Annotated in this window: 19 protein-coding genes and 1 tRNA gene; 10 read left to right on the forward strand and 10 right to left on the reverse strand. The window is 71.9% G+C overall.

Translation table 11 applies throughout. The annotated features are described in order from the left end of the window. The first annotated feature begins 297 nt into the window (after window positions 1-297). Window positions 298-2,100, forward strand: a complete 1,803-nt coding sequence (locus tag A6A08_RS11865; RefSeq protein ID WP_073702613.1) for a gamma-glutamyltransferase family protein — start codon at window positions 298-300, stop codon at window positions 2,098-2,100. Window positions 2,101-2,626: 526 nt separating this feature from the next. Here the strand turns inward: A6A08_RS11865 and A6A08_RS11870 are convergent. The 5 genes from A6A08_RS11870 to A6A08_RS11890 form a co-directional block, all read right to left on the reverse strand. Continuing rightward, window positions 2,627-3,805, reverse strand: coding sequence for a C40 family peptidase (locus A6A08_RS11870; protein ID WP_199866903.1), 1,179 nt, complete (start codon window positions 3,803-3,805; stop codon window positions 2,627-2,629). A 153-nt stretch (window positions 3,806-3,958) separates the two neighbouring features. Further along, window positions 3,959-5,629, reverse strand: coding sequence for a bifunctional 3'-5' exonuclease/DNA polymerase (locus tag A6A08_RS11875; protein ID WP_073702615.1), 1,671 nt, complete (start codon window positions 5,627-5,629; stop codon window positions 3,959-3,961). 153 nt (window positions 5,630-5,782) lie between these two features. Next, complete coding sequence (locus A6A08_RS11880) at window positions 5,783-6,709, reverse strand: 2-hydroxyacid dehydrogenase (protein ID WP_073702616.1); 927 nt, start codon at window positions 6,707-6,709, stop codon at window positions 5,783-5,785. Window positions 6,710-6,774: 65 nt separating this feature from the next. After that, window positions 6,775-7,593, reverse strand: coding sequence for an RNA methyltransferase (locus A6A08_RS11885; RefSeq protein WP_073702617.1), 819 nt, complete (start codon window positions 7,591-7,593; stop codon window positions 6,775-6,777). Between the two features lie 36 nt (window positions 7,594-7,629). Continuing rightward, the gene (locus tag A6A08_RS11890; RefSeq protein WP_073702618.1) at window positions 7,630-8,235 is read right to left on the reverse strand and encodes a hypothetical protein; all 606 of its coding nucleotides are present in this window, start codon (window positions 8,233-8,235) and stop codon (window positions 7,630-7,632) included. A gap of 399 nt (window positions 8,236-8,634) precedes the next feature. Between A6A08_RS11890 and A6A08_RS11895 the strand changes: the two genes are divergently transcribed. From A6A08_RS11895 to A6A08_RS11925, 7 genes are all read left to right on the forward strand, one after another. Then, window positions 8,635-10,371: a substrate-binding domain-containing protein gene (locus A6A08_RS11895; RefSeq protein ID WP_073702801.1), complete on the forward strand. Its 1,737-nt coding sequence runs from the start codon at window positions 8,635-8,637 to the stop codon at window positions 10,369-10,371. Between the two features lie 446 nt (window positions 10,372-10,817). Then, a complete protein-coding gene (locus tag A6A08_RS11900) occupies window positions 10,818-12,575 on the forward strand; it encodes a substrate-binding domain-containing protein (RefSeq protein WP_073702619.1) in 1,758 nt (585 codons plus the stop codon). A gap of 334 nt (window positions 12,576-12,909) precedes the next feature. After that, window positions 12,910-13,539 (forward strand): hypothetical protein, encoded by a 630-nt coding sequence (locus A6A08_RS11905; RefSeq protein WP_073702620.1) that lies wholly within the window; start codon window positions 12,910-12,912, stop codon window positions 13,537-13,539. Between the two features lie 100 nt (window positions 13,540-13,639). Next, entirely contained in the window at window positions 13,640-15,646 is a 2,007-nt protein-coding gene (locus tag A6A08_RS28750; protein ID WP_242422361.1) for a DUF2510 domain-containing protein, read from the forward strand. Window positions 15,647-15,733: 87 nt separating this feature from the next. Then, window positions 15,734-16,384: an oligoribonuclease gene (gene orn / locus A6A08_RS11915; RefSeq protein WP_073702621.1), complete on the forward strand. Its 651-nt coding sequence runs from the start codon at window positions 15,734-15,736 to the stop codon at window positions 16,382-16,384. 66 nt (window positions 16,385-16,450) lie between these two features. Further along, window positions 16,451-16,526: transfer RNA gene (locus A6A08_RS11920), tRNA-His, on the forward strand. Between the two features lie 311 nt (window positions 16,527-16,837). Then, a complete protein-coding gene (locus tag A6A08_RS11925) occupies window positions 16,838-18,202 on the forward strand; it encodes a site-specific integrase (protein WP_073702622.1) in 1,365 nt (454 codons plus the stop codon). Between the two features lie 74 nt (window positions 18,203-18,276). On the opposite strand, the gene A6A08_RS11930 is transcribed toward A6A08_RS11925, so the two are convergent. From A6A08_RS11930 to A6A08_RS11945, 4 genes are all read right to left on the reverse strand, one after another. After that, entirely contained in the window at window positions 18,277-18,543 is a 267-nt protein-coding gene (locus tag A6A08_RS11930) for a helix-turn-helix domain-containing protein (RefSeq protein WP_073702623.1), read from the reverse strand. Beyond that, window positions 18,521-18,964, reverse strand: coding sequence for a WhiB family transcriptional regulator (locus A6A08_RS29125; RefSeq protein ID WP_338013125.1), 444 nt, complete (start codon window positions 18,962-18,964; stop codon window positions 18,521-18,523). Before A6A08_RS29125 ends, A6A08_RS11930 begins: the two co-directional genes overlap by 23 nt. 663 nt (window positions 18,965-19,627) lie before the next feature. After that, window positions 19,628-20,467: a replication-relaxation family protein gene (locus tag A6A08_RS11940; protein ID WP_073702624.1), complete on the reverse strand. Its 840-nt coding sequence runs from the start codon at window positions 20,465-20,467 to the stop codon at window positions 19,628-19,630. 1,009 nt (window positions 20,468-21,476) lie between these two features. Next, the gene (locus A6A08_RS11945) at window positions 21,477-21,974 is read right to left on the reverse strand and encodes an ATP-binding protein (protein ID WP_073702625.1); all 498 of its coding nucleotides are present in this window, start codon (window positions 21,972-21,974) and stop codon (window positions 21,477-21,479) included. 180 nt (window positions 21,975-22,154) lie between these two features. Here A6A08_RS11945 and A6A08_RS11950 point away from each other — a divergent pair, with 180 nt between their 5' ends. Together A6A08_RS11950 and A6A08_RS11955 are read left to right on the forward strand one after the other, a co-directional pair. Beyond that, the gene (locus tag A6A08_RS11950) at window positions 22,155-22,982 is read left to right on the forward strand and encodes a helix-turn-helix transcriptional regulator (protein ID WP_073702804.1); all 828 of its coding nucleotides are present in this window, start codon (window positions 22,155-22,157) and stop codon (window positions 22,980-22,982) included. Further along, window positions 22,975-23,151, forward strand: coding sequence for a DUF397 domain-containing protein (locus A6A08_RS11955; RefSeq protein WP_073702626.1), 177 nt, complete (start codon window positions 22,975-22,977; stop codon window positions 23,149-23,151). The genes A6A08_RS11950 and A6A08_RS11955 overlap by 8 nt, the downstream gene beginning before the upstream one ends. A gap of 3 nt (window positions 23,152-23,154) precedes the next feature. Here A6A08_RS11955 and A6A08_RS11960 read toward each other — a convergent pair whose 3' ends face one another. Continuing rightward, window positions 23,155-23,625, reverse strand: coding sequence for an NUDIX hydrolase (locus A6A08_RS11960; RefSeq protein WP_073702627.1), 471 nt, complete (start codon window positions 23,623-23,625; stop codon window positions 23,155-23,157). Between the last annotated feature and the right edge of the window lie 4 nt (window positions 23,626-23,629).

The following is a 23,629-nucleotide window of genomic DNA, read 5'->3' on the forward strand; positions in this document are numbered from 1 at the left end:
GGTGCGCACGGGCACCGCGCGCGGAGGGCGACCGCCGGAAGCGGCGGTCGGCGCCGCACCGGAGCAACCCGGGGCCGGGTACGACCGGCCCCGGGTTCCCCTTTGCGGGGACCCGGGGCAACCGACGAACCGGACATGGGGCCGCTCATGGGAACAACCCATGATGTACCGTCACCTCAGGTCCGCGGGTGGGTGACCACCGTCACCCACCGGTCGCGAAGCCCCACCCGGGCGCATCCGGCCCGGACCGCGGTGGCGACCCCCGCCATCCCCCACACCCGAGGAGGACCCGCCCAGATGCCCGGTTTCACCACCCGGCCCCAGCTCCGCGGCGATTTCGGCATGGTCGCCTCCACCCACTGGCTGGCCAGCGCCACCGGCATGTCCCTGCTCGAACGCGGCGGCAACGCCTTCGACGCCGCCGTCGGAGCCGGCTTCACCCTCCAGGTGGTCGAACCCCACCTCAACGGCCCCGGCGGCGAGGTCCCCGTCGTCTTCCAGGCCGCCGGGAGCGCTCCCCGGGTGCTGTGCGGCCAGGGCGTCTCCCCCGCCGCCGCGACCATCGACGCCTACGCGGGCATGGACCGCATCCCGGGCAGCGGCGTGCTCGCCGCCACCGTCCCCGGCTCCTTCGACGCCTGGATGCTGCTCCTGCGCGACCACGGCACCATGAACGTCCGCGACGTGCTCGACCACGCCATCGGGCTCGCCGAGCGCGGCTACCCCGTCCTGGACCGGATCGCCGCCGCCGTCGAGACCCTCGCCCCCGTCTTCTCCCAGTACTGGACCGGGTCCGCCGCCGTCTACCTCCCCCACGGCACCGCGCCCCGGCCCGGCTCCCGGCTGCGCAACCCGGCCCTGGCCGCCACCTACCGGCGCGTCGTCGCCGAGGCCGAGAGCGCCGGAGGCGACCGCGAGGCGCAGATCGAGGCCGCGCGCCGGGCCTGGTCGCAGGGCTTCGTCGCCGAGGCGGTCGGGGAGTTCCTGTCCTCTCCCGTCCCCGACGGCTCCGGGGAGCCCCGACGCGCCCTGCTCACCGCGCAGGACATGGCCGACTGGAGCGCCTCCTACGAGGACCCGGTCAGCGTCTCCCACGGCTCCCACACCGTGCACAAGACCGGCCCGTGGGGGCAGGGGCCCACCATGCTCCAGCAGCTGCGCGTCGCCGAGGCGCTGGGCACCGGCCGCGACGTCCTCGACGGGACCAGCGCCGACTTCGTGCACCGGGTCACCGAGGCCGCCAAGCTCGCCTTCGCCGACCGCGAGGCCTGGTACGGCGACCCCGACTTCGTCGACGTGCCCCTCAAGGAACTCCTCAGCACCGACTACGCCGCCCGCCGCGCCGCCCTGGTCGACGACGGCCGCGCCGGCATGGAGCAGCGTCCGGGGCGCGTCGGCACACGTCCGCCCTTCGTGCCACCGCTGTACGTACCGGGCCAGACCCCCGCGGACCGCACCACCGGTGAGCCCACGGTGCGCGACGCGGCCGGTTCCGGCCCCGCCGACCTGCGCGGGGACACCTGCCACGTGGACGTCGTGGACGCCTGGGGCAACATGGTCTCGGCCACGCCCAGCGGCGGCTGGCTCAGCAGTTCCCCGCTCATCCCCCGGCTCGGCTTCCCCCTGGGCACCCGGGCCCAGATGTTCTGGCTCGACCCGGCCTCGCCCAACGCGCTGGCGCCCCGCAAGCGGCCCCGCACCACCCTGTCCCCCACCCTGGTCACCCGCGGGGACGGCCAGGCGGTCCTGGCGATCGGCACCCCGGGCGGCGACCAGCAGGACCAGTGGACGTTCACCGCCCTGCTGCGGATCCTCAACGGCGTGGAGGACCTCCAGGAGGCCCTGGACGCCCCGATGTTCCACACCACCGCCTTCCCCAGCTCCTTCCATCCGAGGGAGACGGTTCCGGGCGGCCTGGTCGTGGAGCCGCGCGTGGGCGGGGAGGTCATCAACACGCTGCGCGGGCGCGGGCACCGGGTGGAGGTCGTCCAGGACTGGACCCTGGGGCGCCTGGCCGCCGTGGCCCGCGACCCGGAGTCCGGAGAGCTGCGCGCCGCGGCCGACGCCCGGGGAGCGCAGGGCTACGCCGCCGGGCGCTGACCTGGAGGAGGACGGAACGTCACGGAACGCGGGGCGGAGTTGGACGGGATGGACGGCACAAGAGGTTTGAGAGCGCTTGCCTGCCTTGATCTGGCCTCTTGCCAAATCGCCCGGTCACTGCTTATGTAGACCCTGTGCGACGGCACTCCGGGAAAGTTCCCGACCGCGTTCCGTCAGAACTCAATACCACCACATCAGGGTTCGTACGCTGTCTCCCCCTCCCTCAGTGACGGCCCTGTTCCCCCTCCTGCCCGAGACCTGCCCCTCCCCTCCCGGCTGGGTTTTTCGGACAAGGAGAAACGAGTGGACCGTGGTGTCACCGGCGCGGTGACACCATGGTCCACTCTCTTTTTCCGCGTTTACCCGGATGTCGGCAATATGCTCGCAACAAAGCCTCTCGGGCGAAAGTATGCGGTGCGCAACCGTTTCTGGTGCTTTGTACACATGGATACCGAGTACCTTTTCCGCGCAGAAGAACACCCCCGCCGGCACGGCGGCCGGAGGGGGTGACGGGAAGGGCGCCGTGTCAGGTGCTGACGCGCACGGCTCCCGCGTATTTGCTGGTCCGGACCGGGGTGACGCGCACGTTCAGCCCGGTCCGCGGCGCCTCCAGCATCATGCCGTCGCCCAGGTAGATGGCCACGTGCGAGATGTAGTCGGGCGCGGTGGGGTCCGTGCGCCAGAACAGCAGGTCGCCGCGCTGGATGTCGTCGAAGGCCACACGCCGGCCGGCGTTCCACTGGTCGTGGGTGACCCGGGGGATGGACACGCCCGCCTCGCGGAAGGCCCACTGGAGCAGGCCCGAGCAGTCGAATCCCACGCCCGGGGTGGTGCCGCCCCAGACGTAGGGGACGCCGAGCTGGCTCTCGGCGTTGGCGATGACCTGCTCCATCACCGAGGGGGCCACGGCCTCGCCGCTGACGAGGGGCTCGGGCGCGTCGGCGACGAGCTGGAGGGAGACGTCCTCTCCCAGGGCCTCGGCCAGGGCCTCGTGCAGCTCCCACAGGTCGGCGTCGGGAGCGGAGACCACCAGGGCGTTGCCCTTGGGCATGCCCAGCTCCTCGGCGCGATCGCGTGAGACCAGCGCGTCGATTCCGGCGATGCCGGAGGTGGCGTGCGTCCACACCTCCAGCGGGACCTCGCCGCGGCCGCCCGCGACGGTGACCTCGCCGCCGACCTCCAGGCCGCGCTCGGTGCCGACGTCGTTGGACAGCGCGATGTGGCCCTCGGCCACGCCCTGCCAGATCTTGTCGGACTCGGCGGAGGGCTCGGGGGCGTGGTTGCGGAAGCTGGAGGGGTCGACGCCGAGCACCGAGGTGGGCTCGCCCTCGATCTCCACGCGGGCGGCGTCGACGGTCAGGACGCTCTCGACGCCCTCGATCCCGCGGACCGCCGAGACGGCCTCGCGGGGCAGGGAGCGGGGGGCGACGGCGAAGTACTCGACACTGCGCGCCTCGCGGAAGGGGGCCACGTAGGCGTCCCGCCGGAGCTGGGAGACGTCGGAGACGTCGGGGGTCCGTCCCCCGGCCTGTCCGTCGCGCTCGCGGGGGTCGGTACCGCTGGGAGAACCGGGGGCGAACTGCTCGCTGACGGGCGGACGGGCCTCGACCACGGGGTCCGCCCAGGCCGGGGCGGCCCCGAGGGCGGTGAAGGCCACCGCGAAGGCTGCCGTGGTGCCCGCACACGTTCTCAAACGGCTCCGCACGGGGGGATCTCACCTTCCTGATGAGCCGTCCGGTGCTGGGGGAGGCCCCGGCGGCGTACGGCCTGTCGATGACTTGTCCGGTCCAAGAATGGGCGCACACGGGCGACTTTGCAAGAAGTCCACGCCGTCCGATACCGGACGTCCACCTCGTGGTCATAAGGACGCATAGTTCTGGGTGACCACCGGCGACAGCGGGAAGCGTACCGGGGTGTCTCCGAAGAGGACGGCGGTGGCCTCGGCCTCCGCCCCGGCGACCGCGCGCACCGCCTCCCCGGCGAGTTCGGCGGGCACGTGCAGGACGACCTCGTCGTGGACGAAGAAGACGATGCCCGCGCCCTCGGGCATGTCCGGCAGGCGCCGGCGCAGCGCGGCGAGCAGCACCAGGGCCCACTCGGCGGCGGTGGCCTGGACGACGAAGTTGCGGGTGAACCGCCCGTGGGCGCGACGGCGGCGCTCGCCCTCGGATCCGGAGACGGTGGCGGGCCACGCGCCGGGGGCGGGCGAGGTGCGGCCCAGCCAGGAGCGGACGATACCGCCGCCCTCGCCCGTGCGCGCGGCGGAGTCCACGTAGTCCAGGGCGCGCGGGTAGAGGCGGCGCATGGTGGCCAGCAGGGGCGCGGCGTCGCCCGAGGTCTGGCCGTACATGGCCGAGAGCACGCCGATCTTGGCGCGTTCGCGGTCGCCGCCCACGTGCGCCGCCAGACGGGTGTACAGGTCCTCCTCCGAGGCCGCGGCGGCGAGGGCCCCGTCCCCGGAGACCGCGGCGAGCACGCGGGGTTCGAGCTGTCCCGCGTCGGCGCGGACCAGGGACCAGCCGGGGTCGGCCTGGACCGCCCGCCGGACCGACCTGGGGATCTGGAGGGCGCCCCCGCCCCGGGTGGCCCAGCGCCCGGAGACGACCCCGCCGACCACGTAGTCGGGGCGGAACCGGCCCAGGCGCCGGCCGTGGGGGCCCGGGCGCTCGCGCACCCAGGTCTCCAGCCACGCCCAGCCGTTGGCCGAGTGCAGGCGGGCGAGCTCCTTGTAGCGCAGCAGGAGCGGGACGACGGGGTGGTCGACCCTCTCCAGGACCCAGGAGCGGGTCGAATCGACGGGGTGGCCGATCCACGCCATCGCCCTGAGGACCTGCGCGGGGGAGTCGGGGTTGACCTCGTGGCCGACGGCCTCGCTGATACGCGCGGCGAGGTCGGCGAGCACGGGAGGGCGCTGCCCCGACGGCGGCCGGGGGCCGAGGAGCTCGGTGAGGATCTCGTCGTGGACGTCGGGCCGCCAGGGCAGGCCGTCGTGGCTCATCTCCACCGCGGCGAGCCCGCCCGCCGACTCCACGGCCGCGAGCAGGCGCATGCGTCCGGGTTCGGGGAGCCGGGCGATACGGTCCAGCTGGTCGGCGTGCACCTCGACCAGGGCGGTGAGGCGGTCGGTGCCCGGGGGCAGGGTGGAGCGGTCGGCCTCGAAGAGGGCGGGCTGGGCGGCGGTGCCCTCCCCGAGGGGGCGGACGGGGTCGTCGGGGACGGGGAGACCGTGCAGGCGGGCCCAGGCCGCGCCCAGGGAGGAGGCCTCGCCGTGGCGTGCGTGGTAACCCAGGAGCAGGGCCTCGGTCAGGGCGGCGTCGTGGCAGCGCGCGACCCTCACCCCGGCGCGGACGAGCTCGGGGTAGACGTCCTCACAGGCCGACCACACCCACCGGGGCGGTTCGGGGCGGGCGTGCTCGGCCCCGCGCACGGCGGCCGCGAGGTCGGCGACACGGCGGACCGGGCCGGGGGCCTCGTCCAGTTCCTGGAGCCAGCCGCCGCCCCCGCCGTCGGCGACCACCGCGATCCGCATCCTCCCAGTGTGTCCCCCGCCGCCGACATTCGGACATGGCACGCGCCCCGGCGGGCGGCCGCCATGGGAACACCCGATCGGGCTCCGGGGTGTGGTCGGGGACCGGAGGGGTTCGTCGACCGGGGCGGAGCGGCGCCCCGAGGAAGGCGCCGCCTACCGGTCGCGGTGGGCACCGGGACGGACCACGTTGGCCAGCTCCTCCCCGGCGGCCCAGCGGGCGAGCTGGACGTCCATGAAGGCCCGGGCGCGCGGGTAGAACGCGGCCGACCCGCCCGCCACGTGCGGGGTGAGGAACACTCCGGGGGCGCTCCACAGCGGGTGGTCCTCCGGCAGGGGTTCGGGGTCGGTCACGTCGAGGGCGGCCCGCACACGACCCTCCTCGGCCAGCAGGGCACGGGTGTCCAGGACGGGTCCGCGGCCCACGTTCACCACGAGCGCGTCGTCGCGCAGCAGGGCGAGCTCGGGGGCGCCGAACAGGCCGCGGGTGGCCTCGGTGAGCGGGGTGACCAGGACGACGACGTCGGCTCCGGGCAGCAGGGCGTGCAGCTCGTCGATGCCGTGCACGTCCGGGCGGGCGCGGCTGGCCACGCGCACGACCTCGGTCTCGAAGGGCCGCAGGCGGCTCTCCAGGGCCCGGCCGATGCTGCCGTAGCCGACGATCATCACGCGGCGGTCGGCCAGGGAGCGCAGAGGGGCCGGGTCCCACCGGCGCTCCTCCTGCGCGAGCGCCCACCGGGGCAGGTCCCGCTGCGCGGCGAGGATGAGCGCCAGGGCGTGCTCGGCGGTGCTGGCGTCGTGGAGGCCGCGCCCGTTGCACAGGGTCACGTGGTCCGGGACCAGCGGGAGCACGTGCTCGTACCCGGCGGAGAGGAGCTGGACCACCTCCAGGGACGGCATCCGCGCGATCATGTCGAGCCGCTCGTCGGCGCCCTGGGTGGAGGGGGTGTAGGGCACCTGGTAGAAGGTCACCTCGTCCAGGCCGCCGGAGGGGGCGGGCCCTCCGGTGTAGAGGTCCACCGCCAGGGAGTCCGGGGCGTTGTCCCTGTTCTGCTCCCACTGCACCAGCGTTCGGCCGCCCATGTCCCCCGTGTCCCTTCCCTCGGTCCTTGTCGGGAGCCACCCTAACGATGCACGGCCCGCCGGGCTCACCCCGCCGACCGGGACAGCTCGTAGCAGGCGATGGCGGCCGCGGCGGTGACGTTGAGGGAGTCGACGTCGCGGTCGGCCATGGGGATGTGCACCCGGGCGGTGGCCCGCTCCAGCCAGCGGGAGGACAGGCCGTCGCCCTCGGTGCCGAGCAGGAGTCCGACCCGGTCGCCGGGTTCGAGGGCGGCCATGGCCTCGCGCATGGGCAGGGAACCCTCGCCGGGGGTGAGCGCCATGAGGTGGAACCCGGCCCCGCGCAGGGTGTCCAGACCGCCGTACCAGTCGTCCATGCGGGTGTGGGGAAGGGTGAACACCGCCCCCATGGACACCTTGACCGACCGCCGGTAGAGGGGGTCGGCGCAGCGGGGCGCGAGCACGACCGCGTCCACGCCCAGACCGGCGGCGCTGCGGAAGATGGCGCCCACGTTGGTGTGGTCCACCAGGTCCTCCAGGACGACGATGGTGCGCGCCCCGGCCAGGACCTCCTCCAGCGGTGGCAGGGCGCGGCGGTGGAAGGCGGCCAGCGCGCCCCGGTGCAGGTCGAAGCCGACGAGCCGCCGGGCGGTGTCCTCACCGACCACGTACAGCGGCGCGTCGGAGGCGGCGACCACGTCGTCGAGCGCCTCGGCGCGGCGCTCGGTGAGCAGGAAGCTGCGGGGCTCGAACCCGGCCGCGGCGGCCCGGCGGATCACCTTGTCGCCCTCGGCCATGAACAGCCCGTGCTCGGCCTCCAGGTGGCGGCGCAGGTTCACGTCGCGCAGGCGGGTGTAGTCGGCCAGGCGCGGGTCCTCGGGATCACTGACCTTGATGACGTCCATGGAGGACGATTATCTCCCGTGCGGGGAGCGGGCCCGTCAGCTGATCTGGTCGGTGAGGGCGCGCAGGCGCTGCCAGCGCGCCTCCTCGCAGGAGCCCTTGCGGGTGAGGGTCGTGTCGATCTCCTGGCCCTCCCAGGTGCCCACGATGGTGGCCTCCTGGGGACCGTACACCTCGTCGGTGCACACGGTTCCCTCACGCACCTCGGTGAACAGCTGCTCGCTGCCCGGGGAGTCGGCCTCCGTCGGAGCGGCGTCATCCTCGGCGGAGGCCTCCCCGCTCCCGGACGCTCCCCCGGTGTCCCCGTGGAGCTCCGCGGCCGCCTGTGCCAGCTCCGCGCAGGCGGCGGGGTCCTCCTCCAGGTCCCCGGTGCACATCAGCGTCTGCACCCAGGCGCGGCCGCGGTCGCTCACCTGGATCTTCAGGTGCCCGGTCGGACCCTCCTCCACGGCCTCCTCGGGCTCCTCGGCCACGTCCGGAGCCGCCTGCGTGGTCATCGCGGTGGTGGTCTGCACGTCCTGCGGCGGCAGCATCGACGGGCCGACGACCACGCCGTAGGCGACCGCTCCGGCGCAGCAGACGCCTGCGAGCAGAGCGGTGCCGAGCGTGCCGCGGCTCCGGTGGTCACGATGCGATGGGGACATGCCAAAAACCCTCGGGGGTCGGTGTCACGGTGCGTCCAACAGGGAGCAGGGGCCGGGTGTGAACGCGGGGGCAACAGCCTAGCGGGGAGCCCCGGGTGCTCCCTGCTGTGCACGGTAACAAAGCGGTCACCCCGTTCGGGCTGCCGGGAAGCCCTCCGGGGAGCGGGGACCGCTCTTCCGCTTGTGCGTTACCAACGAGTAAGGTCCTGGAAAGGAATCGCTCGCGCCTCATGATGTGGTCGTTCGCCCTCCACACCGTGGGACGCCGCGGGGCGCGTGGCGGTTCTCGCCTTCCTACCGCGTGTGCGGGACATCACCCTTCACGACCGCCCCTCGCACCACCGGCTTCCGGGCGGCCACCGGACGGAAGCCGGACGCAGATACGCCCCCGGAGTGCCCGTGTCCAGTGGACGCCACCGACTCGCCTCACCGACCGCCTCGACCACCCGCAGACTCCTCGGGTCACCCCTGGGGGTCACCGCGGTCGTCGTCGCGCTCGTCGCCGCCACCGCGGTCGCGGTCCCGGCCGGCCTGGACATGCTCGACTGCGGCGAGACCCGCTACCTGCGCGTGTCGGCGACCCAGAGCATGGCGCCCGTGCTGCGCGAGGCGGCCACCGAGTTCAACGACGGCCGTCCCAGCTACGACGGCGAGTGCGTGTACGCACAGGTGGACGAGATCGCACCGCACCGGATCATGACCACCCTGTCCGGCGGCCGCTCGGGGGACTCCACCATCGCACCGCACGTGTGGGTGCCCGAGTCCTCGGCCTGGGTCGAGCTGACCCGCGTGTCGGAGGGCGGTATGCACGGCATCGAGACCGACCCGCCGTCCCTGGCCAGCTCACCGGTGGTCCTGGCCGCCCCGGAGGGCGCGGAGGGCGTGCCCGCTCCCGACGACACCAGCTGGACGCTGGTCCTGCCCGGCGAACGGAGCCCCGACCGGCCGCTGGTCATGGTCGACCCCAACCGCGGCGTCGACGGCATGACCGTCATGCACGCCGTCCGGCGCCACCTGGGCAGCGGCGACGAGGCCGACACCGCCATGACCGACTTCGTGCGCGACGTGCAGCGCGACAGCGCGTTCGGCGAGATCGACCTCGGCACCTTCCACACCGGGTCCTCCGCCGCCCGGGAGCGTGTCGCCCCGGTGATCGTCGTCCCCGAGCAGGCGGTGGTGTCCTACAACGCCGACCGCGCCCGGTCCGCGCCCCCGCTCCGGGCCCACTACCCCGTGGAGGGCACCGTCAGCCTCGACTACCCCTACGTCACCACCACCGACGTTTCCTCGCTGCGGTCGGCCGCCGCCGACCTGCACGAGGTGCTGCGCCAGGACTCCTACCGCTCGCGCCTGCGGGAGCTCGGGTTCCGCGACCCCGACGGCACCGCGTCACCGGCCCTGGCCGACCGGCCCGGCCTGATCGCCGAGGAGCCGCCCACCCACGGGGACCTGACGGGCGACGCCCTGCTGGCGTCGGTCACCGACTGGAACAGGCTGTCGATGCCCAGCCGCACCCTGGTGCTCGCCGACACCTCCGCGAACATGGCGGAGGCCCTCGACGGGGAGCAGAGCCGGATGGAGGTCGCCCGGCAGGCGGCGCTCACGGGCCTGTCGCTGTTCCCCGACGAGACCGACATGGGCCTGTGGCTGATGTCGGACGAGTACGGCGAGAGCGGCCGCGACGAGGCCGCGGACATGCACCGGCTGGGCACGGCCGACGGGGACGGCGAGGCCACCCGCCGGCAGGAGCTCATCGACGTGGCCGAGGAGATCGGGGTGCGCGGCGGCGGCTCGCGCCTGTACGACAACATCCTGGCCGCCTACGGCGAGGTGGCGGACCGCTACCACGAGGACAAGATCAACAGCGTCATCCTGCTCACCGCCGGACAGGACGAGGGGTCCAGCGACATCTCCCACGAGGCGCTGGTGGCGGCGCTGCAGGACCGCTTCGACCCCGAGCGCCCGGTCAGCATGTTCATCATCGCCTTCGGCTCCCAGGCGGAGGAGGACGAGCTGCGCCAGATCGCGGCGGCCACCAGCGGATCGCTGTTCGTGACCGAGGACCCCGACGAGATCGGCGACATCTTCCTCAGCTCGATCTCGCGCCGGCTGTGCGTGCCCGACTGCGACAGCTAGGGCGTGTTCCGCGGACACCTACCTCTGCCGCGCGAGGAGCAGCGTCCACGGAACACGCCCTAGGAGCGGGTCCGGCATGGACCGGGTCGCGGCAGCCTGGGAGGAGGGCCGCCCGATCCGACTCGGAGCGGTCTCGATTGGATATCGGAATCGAATTTCGGCCGGACCGCTTCCGAAAAGCAGATGCGAGCGAAACGGACCGAATTTCCCGAGGTAACCGGCCCTGTGCTCAGGTTCGGCGCGGTGGCTCCCCGGGTCCGCCCCAGCGTGACCGGTTCGACCGACATTCTCTCCGCCTGACCCGTTGAGTACCGTTTCCCACCAGTAACACACGTGTGGTCGGTCCACTCACCGGACCAGTGGTGCGGTCTCCCGCACCACCACCCCCGTACCAACACATCCCCCCTGTACGACACGTGTCCGTACACCACCCCGTGAGGAAAGCTGTGGGACGTCACCGCGGAAGATACGCAGAAGAACCCTCCCGCCGCACCAGGCGCCGCCGCGGCCGCGGCGGCGCCTTCGCCGCCCTGGCCGCGGCACTGGTGATCGTGCTCGGACTGGCGGTGGCGGGCGTCTACATGTTCGGCCAGTCCGAGGGCTGCGGCGGGTCCGACATCGCGCTGGACGTCGCGGTCAGCCCCGAGCTGGCCCCCGCCCTCGACTCCGTCGCCTCGGACTTCAACGCCGAGGAGCACCAGGTGGACGGGCGCTGCGTGTACGCGGAGGTGCGCCAGGTCGACTCCGCCAACGTCGCCTTCGGCATCACCGGTGCGGGCGCCACCATGGGAGACACCGACTCCGACGTGTGGATCCCGGACTCCTCGATGTGGCCGCGCCTGGTGCAGAGCCAGGCGGGCGACGCCGTCATCACCGAGACCGGGACCTCCGTGGCCCGCTCGCCGCTGGTCCTGGCCGAGCTCGCCGAGTACGCCGACGAGAGCGGCGACCCCCGCACCTGGACGGACGTCATCCCCACCTCCGCCCCCGGTGAGGCCGCCGGCAGCACGGTCCGCGTCGCCGACCCCGCGCGCAACTCCACCGGCCTGGGCACCCTCTACCTGGTGCAGGGCGTGCTGGAGGAGAACAGCCCCGACGCCCAGACCTTCAACACGCACATGACCGCCGCGCTGCAGGCCCTGCACCAGGGCGCCTCCCCCGACGAGGAGGCCGCCTTCCTCGCCTTCAGCGGGGGCACCGCCGAGGCCCCGCCGGTGATGGTGATGTCGGAGCAGGCCGCGTGGCGGTACAACTCCGCGCACGAGGAGGCCCCCGCCCGGGTCGGCTACGTGGAGGGCGACACCTACTACCTCGACTACCCGTACATCGTGCGCAGCGAGGAGAGCGACGTCACCCGCGCGGCCGAGGCGTTCCGCACGGAGGTGCGCAGCGACGAGGCCCGGGCCCGCATCCTCGAACAGGGCTTCCGCGGCCCCGAGGGCGAGGTCGACACGTCCGTGCTCACCGAGGACGTCGGCTTCGTGGAGGAGCCGCCCTCCGAGCTGGCCACGCCGTCCGAGGGCGCGATCACCGACCTGATCCGCTCCTGGAACCAGCTCAAGATGGACTCCCGGGTGCTCACGATCGTGGACGTCTCCGGATCCATGCTGGCCGAGGTGCCCGGGACCGGGATGACCCGCATGCAGGTGACCAGCGCCGCGGCCGCGGAGGGGCTGCAGATGTTCACGGACAGCTCCGAGCTGGGCCTGTGGGAGTTCTCCACCAACGTCAACGGCGACCTGCACTACCAGGAGACCGCCCCGGTCCGCGAGCTGCAGGCGACCACCGAGGACGGCACCACGCACAGGGACGTCATAGGGGGCGCGCTGGCCTCCCTCGAACCGCTGCCGCAGGGCGACACGGCGCTGTACGACACCTACCTGGCCGCCTACCAGGAGATGTCGAGCACCTACCGGCCGGACCGGACCAACGTCGTCCTCATGCTCACCGACGGGGACAACGACAACCCCGGCGGTCTGGAACTGGACGAGCTGCTGTCCCAGATCAACGACATGGCGGACCCGTCCCGGCCGATCCCGATCATCACGATCGCGTTCGGGCCGGACGTGCAGAACCTGGAGCCGCTCCAGGAGATCGCCGCGGCCACCGGCGGCGCCGCGTACATGACGGAGGACCCGACCGAGATCGGCCAGATCTTCCTCCAGGCGTTCTCCCTGCGGATCTCGGAGAACCAGACCGAGTAGGTTCCCCGACTCCCCCAGCGGCATCCGGGCCGCGGCGTGCGGCGCCGCGGCCCGGACCCGTGTCCGGGGGCGGCGGGCCCGCTCCCGCGGTACGCGCGGGCTCCCGAGCCCGGGCACCGGACGGAACCGGGAGTGACAAGTCCCTGTCCTTCGTCCGAGGGGCTATGGACTTCTCCCCCGTGTTGACGTACCCAGAGAGGTACCGGGGCCCGCCCCGCGGCGGCCGCCTCCCCCGCGACGCCGTGTGTTCGGGGAACGGGAGGGGAGCGGGACCCGTCCGTCCGGGCCCGCCCCGCGCCGGACCCGGCACACGACGACCGGATTGGGGAAGGCCATGGCGCAGGCGTGGATGCCCGGCACCGACAGGCTCGGCGGCGGGACCGCCCGGACACCTCCCGGAATCGGCGCCCCGCGGACCGTGTGGACGGTGACCGAGTCCGACCCCGGGGCCTGGTCCGCGCACAAGGAGGCCCGGCGGATGGTGGACGAGGGGCATCCGGCGCACCTGGTGTGGAACCCGCTGACCGGCGAGGTGGTCCAGACCCTGGCCGCGACCCGTCGCAGCCGGCTGGCGCTGGGCGGCACCCACCAGTACGGACTGCACCTCGACCACGGACACGAGGGACGGGTGTGCCTGGTGGTGGCGGCGGTCGCCTCCCGGGAGGCGCCCTTCACCGACGGCCCGATGCACGGACTGGCTCCGATCCTGGCGTGGCTGGACTCGTGGGGGGTGGAACGGGCCTGGCACGCGGGCCCTCCGGGGAGGGAGGGCGCCAAGGCCGGGGAGGCGGTGCGCCGCTGGGCCCGGGGCGGCCACTTCGGCCACGACCAGGTGCCGGGCTCCTCCGCCAAGGGGCCCGGGAGGCTCGACACCGCGCGCCTGCTGGCCGCCGGTCCGCCCGTGGAGGGGGCGCCGCGAGCCCCGCGTGCCCGCCCCGGGACGCCACGTTCGGCGACCGCGTGAGCACGGGAAAACGGGCGGAAAAAGCACCTAACCCTCGCGAACAGGAGGAATCGGGTACCGCTGGTTCATCGCCGGCCCGCAACCCCTTAGTCTGTCGCCCATGGGTGGATCTATCGAGCCGGGTTGGTACGCGGACCCGCAGGGCGACGCGCAGACGCTCAGATGGTGGAACGGCAACGAGTGGACGCGGCATACCCGTTCCCTGAGCGAGCTCCAGGGAGGTGCCGACGGCTCCGACGGCGGTGAGGCCGCCACCACCCACCTGGGCGGTTCCGAGCCGAGGGACTCACCCTCCGCCGAGGAGGACGACGGAACGATGCGGCTGGGCCCCTCCCCGACGCCCGCGCCGATCGACGACGAGCCCAGCACGGTGCGGATCGACCCCTCCTGGGCCCGGGGCGGGGCCGACGGTCCCGCCGCCCCCGTGGACGACGAACCCAGCACCATGCGCATCAGCCCCTCCTCGGTGCAGGGATCCCCCCAGCAGGACGCCGCCCCCCAGGCCCCCATCGACGACGAGCCCAGCACCATGCGGATCGACCCGTCGTGGACGCAGAGCTCCTCCCCCGCCTCCCCCACTCCCCGGACTTTCGCCCCCCAGCCCCCCGTCAACGACGAACCCAGCACCATGCGCATCGACCCCTCCTGGGTCCGGGGCGCCGCCGAGGGCGAGGAGCCCACCGCCGACCTGGGTGCCACGGGTGCCACCATGCGGGTGGACCCGGCCGACGTCGCGGGCCGCGGGGACGACCGGGGGCCGGCCGCCGACGCGGGCGGTGTGGGCGCGACCATGCGGGTCGACCCCTCCGACCTGCCCGGGCGCGACGACGAGCTGCCCACCGCGGACCTCACCGACGACGAGCTCCCCACGTCGGACCTGACCGGCGGCGGCGAGGACACGCCGCGTACGGCCGTGTTCGACCCGGGAGCCCTCGGCGAGACCCCGCGCACCGCGGTGTTCGACCCCTCCGCGGGCGGGTCCTCCGGAACCGCCGTGTTCGACCCCGGCGACCCGGCGTTCTCGGGCGGCGCGGACGAGGGCGACGGCAAGAAGGGCGGCAAGTTCAACAAGTTCCTGGGCAGCCTCAAGGAGGGGTGGGCCGACCTCTCCGAGGAGCGCAAGGAGCAGCGCCGCCAGGCCGAGGAGGAGGCCGCCAGGCGGCGGGAGGAGGAGGCCCGGCGCCAGGCCGAGGAGCAGGCCAAGAACCCGTCCGGGCAGGCCCCGGGCTCCGCCGACGCACCGGGCGGTGCCCAGCCGGGTGCCCTGCGGACCCCGTCCGGGCAGCAGCCCTCCGCCCCGGAGGCTCCCGGACAGGATCCGGGGGCCCAGCAGACCCCCGGCCAACCGGGCTCCGGCGCCCAGGCGCCCGCCCAGCAGCCTTCCGGCGCGCAGCCCCCCGGCGTGCCGCCCTCGGGTCCGCAGCACCCCGGCGCACAGCCCTCCGGTCCACAGCATCCCGGCGCACAGCCCTCCGGCCCGCAGCACGGGTACTCCGCACCGGGTACGGCCCCGTCCGGGCCGCAGCCGGGCATGTTCCCACCCCACCGGCAGGCCGGGCCGCAGCAGCCGCCGTCGGGCCCCCAGCCGGGACACCACCAGTACCCGCCGCCCCAGCAGGGCGGTTTCCCGCCTCCCGGGTACCCGCCCCCGCCGCAGGGGGGCTACCCGAACGCGCCGGGGCGCCCGCCGCAGGGGCCGCCGCCGGGTCCCCACGGACAGCCGCCGCAGGCGATGGGCCGCCCCGGCCCGCCCCCGGGTTTCCCGCCGACCCCCGGCCCGATGGTCGGCGGCCCCGGCGGCCCCGGCGGGCAGCCGCCGATGGGCGGCTACCCCGGGGGTCCCCAGCGTCCCCAGTGGGGCCAGCCGGGTCCGGGCCAACCGGGTCCGGGCCAGCCCCCGGGCGCGCACCCCTACCAGCAGCGGCCCCCGCAGCAGCCCAGGAAGAAGAAGCGCGGCTGCGGCTGCGGCTGCTTCCTCCTCTTCCTGATCGTGCTCGTCGTCGCGGCCCTGGCCTACCTCCAGTTCTGGAACGTGTGGGACTGGATGTACGAGCTCCTCGGCGTGGGCGCACCGCCCGGAGTCTCGGACAACTGGGTCTGGGACTGACGCAGGCTTCCCAGGGGCGGTCGGACGGCGTTCCGGCCGCCCCTTCGCCATCCCCGGCGCTTCCCGCGAACCCCTAAGCTGACCGGTATGAATGACAGTTTGGTGTGGATCGACTGCGAGATGACGGGCCTGGACTTCGAGAGCGACGCGCTGATCGAGGTGGCCTGTCTGATCACCGACGGGGAGCTCAACATCCTCGACGAGGGTGTGGACGTCGTGATCAGACCCCCGCAGGACGCACTGGACCGTATGGGCGACTTCGTGCGCGACATGCACACCACCTCCGGGCTGCTGGAGGAGCTGGACAAGGGTGTGAGCCTGCAGGAGGCCGAGGACCTGGTCCTGGAGCACATCCGCCAGTACGTGACCGAGCCGCGCAAGGCCCCGCTGTGCGGGAACTCGATCGCCACCGACCGCACGTTCCTGGCGCGTGACATGAAACGCATCGACGAGTTCCTGCACTACCGGATGGTGGACGTGTCCTCCATCAAGGAGCTTCTGCGCCGCTGGTACCCGCGCGTGTACTACGCGAGCCCGGAGAAGAACGGCGGCCACCGGGCGCTGGCCGACATCACCGAAAGCATCCGTGAGCTGCGGTACTACCGCGCCGCGGCCTTCGTCACCCCGCCCGGCCCGAGCTCGTCCGAGGCCCGCTCCATCGCCGCCGACGTGGTCGCCGGAGGCACCGGAACGAAGGCCCGCGAGGAGGCTTCGAAGGACGGCACGGCCGGAAACTGATCGAAGCACTCCCCCGAGTCCGCTAAGCTTGAGACGTACGCAGGGCCGAGAGGTCAGGCGCACGTGGTGGGTGTAGCTCAGCCGGTAGAGCACTTGGTTGTGGTCCAAGAAGTCGCGGGTTCAAGTCCCGTCACTCACCCCAGAGGCGAAAGCCCCTGACCAGCGGAAACGCATAGTGGTCAGGGGCTTTTGCGTTGTCGGGGGTGCACCAGCGGGTGCACGGGGGTGGCAATCTGCCCGGTGGGTGTGCACCGCCCATCCCGTCACTCACTTCGCGGGTGGGGGTGCACCCGGGTGCACGGATCCATGTCGGCACGGCACCGAACCCCCGCATCCAGGACAACAGCGGCGATCAACGGATGGACCGAACACCCCTGCTGGCCTGCGAAAAGATTGTCGAGAACCTTCGCCGATTCCCTTCGCTTTGGCCCCCACCCAAGCGATGGTCCACCCATGGCAACCATCAACCAGCGCACACTGGCCGACGGACGCACCCGCTACTGGGTGAAATGGCGGCTCGGCGGCACCCGCACCGGCGCACCCCAGTCCGAACCCTTCGACACCCACGCCGACGCCCACACCTTCAAACTCCACGTCGAAGCAGCCGGACACCACTGGCCCGAGAACTGGATCCGCCGCCAGGGCTGGGCCCCGGGATGGGTCCCCGGCCACGGCTGGGTCAAGACCGAGGAAGAGGACGACGAACCCGAAACCGAGCCGGTGCTGTTCGCCGACTACGCCCGCGACCTCGTCGACTCCATGACCGGCATCGCCGAACGCACCCGCGCCGACTACCACCGCGACCTGGACATCCACCTGATCCCCCGCTTCGGAAAGGTGAACCTGCGCGACCCCGCCCAGCTCAAACCCAAGGACGTACGGGCCTGGGTCAACCACCTGCGCACCGGCGTCCCCGACCCCACCGCCCCGCGTAGGGCCGATCCACCCAGCCGGGGCCGCAAGAAGGAACCGGGGTGGCTGCGCAAACCCCTCTCACCCAAGTCCATCCACAACCTGCACGGGCTGCTGTTCACCGTCTGCGAGGCCGCCGTGCGCGAGGACCCGCCGCTACGGCCCTCCAACCCGGCCTCGCGCACCCGTCTGCCCCGCGTCGACGACGGCGAGGGCGATCACGACATGTGCTTCCTGACCCGCGACGAGTTCACCCTGCTGCGGGACTCCATGGCCGAGGACGTACGCGACATGGTGGAGGTGTTCGTGCGCACCGGGATGCGCTACAGCGAACTCACCGCCCTGCAGGTCCGCGACATCACCCTCACGTCCGCCATCGGCTCCGACGGACAACCGCTCACCCGGGGGCACCTGGACGTGCGTCGGGCGTGGAAGCGCTGCCCCGACAACACCTTCCGACTCGGTGCTCCCAAGACCCGCAGCTCGCGCAGGCGCATTCCGCTCTCACCGCGCACCATCGATCTTCTCCGCCCAAGGTTGGAGGGCAAGGGCCCGGAGGAGTTCGTGTTCACCACCGAGCGGGGGTCCTGGTGGCGGCACTCCTCCTTCTACGGGCGCAGGTGGGCGCCCGGGGTCAAGGAGGCCCAGCGGCGGGGGCTGGGCAAGAAGCCGCGCATCCACGACCTGCGCCACACCCACGTGGCCTGGTTGATCGACAAGGACGTGCACGTGTTCAAGATCCAGCGCCGTCTGGGCCACACCTCGATCACCACGACCATGGACCGGTACGGGCACCTGGTCACCGACATCGACGACACCATGATCGAGGCCATCGACGGCCCGCCCGCCGGGACCGGTCCCTGGACCGATCCCGGTGATGAGCAGCGCCTGCGTCTGATCTCCTAGAGCCGCTATGGGTCCCGGGTATGCCGGTGGGGCGGGTCGAACACCCGCCCCACCGGTTCACTTGGGCTTCTCGCCTACCGGGTGCGCGGCCACCCGTGGGCGTGGGCGACCCGCCGTCCGAGAGCCACCTGTTGGGCGGCCCTCGCCACGATCTGCTCCAAGTCGGCGGCACTGAAGCGCACGTGCTTGCCGAGCCTGCGGTGCGGCACCCGCCGCAACCGCACCCGTTCGCGAAGCCACGATTCTGGAACCGCGAGCACCCGCGCCGCCTCAGGGATCGTCAGCAACCGTTCCGGTACCTTCTCCTCGCCGTCGTTGTCAGGCCGCCCGATCTGCGCCATGCGCACCTCCCTCGCGCTCGTTGCGCGCAGCGGTGCGGAACTGGCGGCGTTCATCCTCGGAGGCGCCGCCCCACACCCCGTAGAGTTCGCCGCGCTTCATCGCCTCGGCCAGGCAGTTGATCTGCACGGGGCACCAGCGGCACACCCGTTTGGCCGCACGCACCGACCCGCCCTGGTGCGGAAACCACAGATCCGGATCCTGCCCCCGGCAGGCCGCATGTTCCTGCCACCTACCGGACCCGTCCCCATCGTCGTCCCCGGCGGTACGGGCGGCACTGGCCCCTGTGGGGCCGTCAGACGGCCGGTCCGCGCCCGGCGCACCGCCATGGCCCGTGGGGCGCGAGCCCCGGGTTCGGGCCGCCGCGTTGCCCACCAACGGCCCCCGCTCCCCCAGCGATGCCCGTCGTCGCATGTCCCCCATAGCCGTCCCTTCGTGATCGGTCACGATCCGCCCTGAACACCGCCGCCCGGTACCCGACCTCGGCTGTGCGCGGCGCGGCGTGGCGTTGGTGTGCTCGCCCTGATGAACCCCTACGAAGACATTCGCCACCGCGGATGCGACATCCGATTCGCGACCGCGATGCCGCGTCCGCCCAGCGCCGTCACCACTCGTCCGACCGGGCGCGAAGCAGGCCCGCGCCGCTGCGAGAGCAGCGCGGGAGAAGGACAGCGCGCCACCGTCCTCCTCAGCCGGCTGGCCGATCTTGACCGCGCCACGCCACCAGCACAGAGCAGTACGGGAAAGACCAAAGAGCAGTGCTGAGAGACAGGAAGAGCTTCCACAGAAGAGCGCAGAGAGCAGACCGTCTCGGATGATGACGGCCTGGTGATGAGGGTGTGCGGGGGCGTTCACGCCCCCGCACACCCCGGGGCGCCGCCGCCCCACGTGAAGAGGACTACCTACCTAGGTAGACAGCCGGGGCGGCCGGTGGGCCACCCCAAAGCCCGCGCGACCTGCACTGTGACTGTTCTCAGGGGTGGTCCACCCAAGGCCGGAGCACCACGCGGACGCCCGGGCGGAGTAGACACCGGCCCAGTCACCGGCCCCCCGTTGGCCCTGGGGGTTCACCACACCCTCAAGGGCTCACCACTCGCCTTCCTCGACCGTGCGGTAGAGGTCAGCGATCTGGTGCAGGGAGACGAGGCGGGGGTCAGCGGCCGAACGCCAGATCGGTGCGCCCGCTCCCGGCCTCACCAGCCGGTGGTGGGTGGTCAGGTACACCCCGATGCAGTCGGTGCAGTCCCCAGCCAGCTTCTGCGCCGCGTTGTGCTCGCGCTCTGGGGAATGGACGACGAACAGCACCACCGCGGCAGGAGTGCGGTACCGGATCAGGCGCTTGTAGCCATACATCTTGTTCTTGAGCTGGGTCAGGGACTCAGTGCCGGTGTCGTACTCCACGAACGCCCTCAGACGCGCCCCGCCCTGGTGCCAACTCACCCGGGCGTCGGGGCGCACGTCGTAGCCGTAGCGGCGTTCGCACTCGCGTTCGCCGAGCCAGTGCTCCACCTCGGCGCCGCACTGGCGGGCGCTGCGCAGGAAGTCCACCCGGGTCTGGGCCAGTCCCAGCATGTGGTCCAGCTGGGGTGAGTGCGCCACGGCCAGAGCACGATCGGCGCGGAACTTCAGGGCGTCGGGTTCCTTGCCCTGGTGCAGGGCGACCAGAACGGCACCAGTGGGGGACAGGACCCAGTGGTCGGGGGCGTTGCGGTCGTGGGCGTGGCGGCGGAAGCGGTTGAGGACCCCGTACCGGTGCAGGGTGAGCAGGCGGGAGCGGGCCCGGCGTGGTCCGGCGTCGGGGAAGTAGATGTGGTGCAGATGGTGGGTGGTCATCACCCGGTGCTCCCAGAGCCCGGCCAGGATCTGCCGGTCCCGGTCGGTGATCCGGGGCGCCAGGCGGATCAGTGTCTTCTTGTAGTCGCTCACGCGTACCCTCCCGGGGCCGTCGCGGTCCTGTGCTTTTGACTCCCTAAAGAAGCCAGCTGAAGGCCCGGATGCGACACCGGCGGGGAGAATTCTTCCCTCGTGGGTCCCTGTGTTCAGCCTCGAGGGGCGGGTTCACTTCGGGTTCAGAAGGGGTTCAGAGCGGGTTCAGTGGACGCACCGACCCCCGCCAACGCGCGTGGGGCGGCACCACACAAGTGGCACCGCCCCGAGATGAAGGCGGGTTGCTCAGCGGCGTGTGTCCAGCCAGGTCCTCACCAGGCCGGCCAGCTCATCGAACTCCCCCGGCCCGCTCGCGACCACAACCTGCTGCCGACGGTCAGGTCCTCCGCCCGGGTGGCGGAACAGGTAGGGGCGTACTCCGCGCACTCCGTCGTCATCCACACACCAGCCCTGCTCGGAGGGGTGGGGTCGGCGAGGACGCGGAACCCGTACCGGCCCCGGAACCGGGCTTGCCTGCGGGGCACCGAAGGATGCACCTGTCGACCGTGTCCTCTTCCCCGGGGCCGCTGCGGACCTGGACCGGGACGAGGGCCTCGCTTGTTCCAGCGCGCCCCGGTGAGGTGGCGGCAGCGGGCGCCGCTCCTGACGCACCTCCACGGAACTGCACAGCAGCGCGGTGAGTACCGCTCCGAACAGCCACCGCACCTGTTGGGCCCATCCTCGGACGGGTTTGCGGTGCCGACCGCTAGGCTTTTCCACGATCTCCTCCTGCTGATTCCAGGTGGGGATTCAGCCCTGGCCTGGTGCCGCTAACACCGGGCCGGGGCGCCTCCACGTCTTCTGTCTTTGACTGTGTGGGGAGGGCGGGTGTCATTGACCCCGGGGTCGTACGCCACCCGGAACTGCGCTTCCCGCCCACACCACACAAAGGGCACAAAAAGCCCGATCCCTACGGAAAAGGGTGCCGCTTCCACCGGGCTGGTTGATGTTCACTTGGGTGAACGAGGTTCTTCAATACCTGCCGCTCGGAAACGTCATCGCGTTCGGATCACAGGGGCAGGCGGGTCCGGCCGGAACGGTCGAAAGCGGCACGCACCGTCAACGGGCCTCCCGCGTTTCCGGAGAAGTCCCAGTACAGGGCCAGTGCGTCCACCAGCGCCAGGCCGTACCCGCCCTCGGCCAACACGGGTTCGGTCTTCCCTGCGTTGCGCTTGGTGGGCGCGGTGGGCACGGTGGCCTGCTTGCCGGGTTTGGGGCCGTCGTCGCCGACATGGAGCAGGAACAGGCGCGGGCGCCGCTGGATCTCGATCCGCACCCGACCACCCGGAAGCCCCGAGGCGGTGTGGCGCAGGGCGTTGGTGTGCAGCTCGGCCAGACACACCAACAGCGGGTGGGCGACCGAGGGTGTGGTCCTGGTGACCTGCATCGCCCACCGGCGCGCGGCCTTCACGTGGTGGAGGTCGCAGCCGCACACCAGGCCGCTGGTGCCGGGGTCGGTGTGGCGGATACGCCTGGGCAGATCGAGAGAGGTCTGAGCCGGAGTCATGGATTTCCACCGGGTCCTTTCGTGGGGTCGTAGTCACTTTGTGTGAGCCCGCGACGACAGGATGCGGCCCTGGAGAAAAGATCCGTAAGCGCGTCCGGATAACCCGTGAATCTTCCAGGGGCCTCTGGAATCTTCTGGAATTCCCCCACGGAGCATGTCGTGGTGTGGTCCTATGAAGGCATGACCCCTGACGAACGCACCTTGAAGGTTTTCGGGCGCGAGTTGCGTAGGCTGCGAATCGAGGCCGAGCTGACTCAGGAAGCCGTCGCGCGCCGCATCAGCCAGCGGGGAACGGCGATCAGCAACTCCCATGTCTCCGATATCGAGAACGGAAAGGCGATAGCCCGCCCCTGGCTGCGTCGAACCCTCGACGAGACGTTGCACGGCGGCGGGCGTCTGGAGCGGCTCTGGGAGGAGCTGACGGGTTCGGGTCGGCGGGCGTGGTTGCATGAAGTCGCCGAGCGCACCCACACCGCTGACGCCCTGTACGAGTACCAGGCGTTGGTGTTCCCGGTGTATCTACAGACCGAGGCCTACTCGCGGGCCGTGATCCGCTACGGTGCTCCCTGGCTGTCCGCGAACGAACTCGCCGAGCGCGCCCAGCAAAGGGCCCGCAGGGCGCAGCAGATGGCCAAGGCGCTCTCCCCCGTCATCTGGCTCGTGGTCGACCAGTCCCTGCTCATGCGCCGCTACGGTTCGGCACAGGTGCAGTTGGAACAGCTCGAATACGTGGTGGACCTGGTGGAGAAGGAACGCGTCAACTTGCTGGTGGTGCCCGTGGACGAGCCGCGCCACGCAGGCAACAACGGCCCCTTCCGCGTCATCACCTCGGCCGACCAGCCCGAGGTGGTCTACGTGGAGTCGGCTCACCAGGGGCAGATCATCACCGCGACCAACGAGGTGGGCCGTTACCGGATGTGGTTCGCGGCCTTGCAGGGCGTGGCCTGGGGACCGGATGAGACGCTAAGGACCATCCGTAACGAAATGAAGAGGATCAACGGTGACTGAGTGGCACAAGTCGTCCTACAGCGGCGGCAACAACGAGTGCGTCGAAGTCCGCGAACACAACACCGGAGCGGACATGCGCGACACCCAGAACCGCGACCTGGGCCGCCTCTCCTTCAGCGGTTCCGAATGGAGCGCCTTCGTCATCGCCCTTCACCTCACCAGCGAGTAACGCCTACGAGATGGTCTCACCGTTCTCCAGGTAGACAGTTGTGCCCTCCTGGCGTGCGCGTGCGCCATGGGCGACCCTGCGCGCGAGCCGGGGGATCGTCACCGATTCGATCGTGGCCACGTCGTGAAACTCGTATCCGGTCAACTCGGCCGGATCGAGAGTGATCTGGTTCAACCAGCCCTGGTCCAGCACTCCCCCGTCGAAGACGAACAACTGCTTGTCGCCCTCAGAAGGGTTGGGCGCCCAGTCCACGACCAGAAGTCGCCCGATGGGTGGAGCGATCCCCAGTTCCTCCTTCACCTCGCGCACCACGGCCTGGGTCGGTGTCTCCCCGTGCTCGATGTATCCACCGGGGATGTCCAGGTAGTCCTTGTAGGAGGGAACCACCATCATCACCTGACCGAGGTGATTGAAGAACAGGGCACCAGCGGCGACCCTTGGGCGAGAGAAGGATTCTGTGGGATCGGAAGCCATGCCC

Source organism: Nocardiopsis sp. TSRI0078 (assembly GCF_001905145.1).
In the GTDB taxonomy this organism is placed as follows: Bacteria; Actinomycetota; Actinomycetes; order Streptosporangiales; family Streptosporangiaceae; genus Nocardiopsis.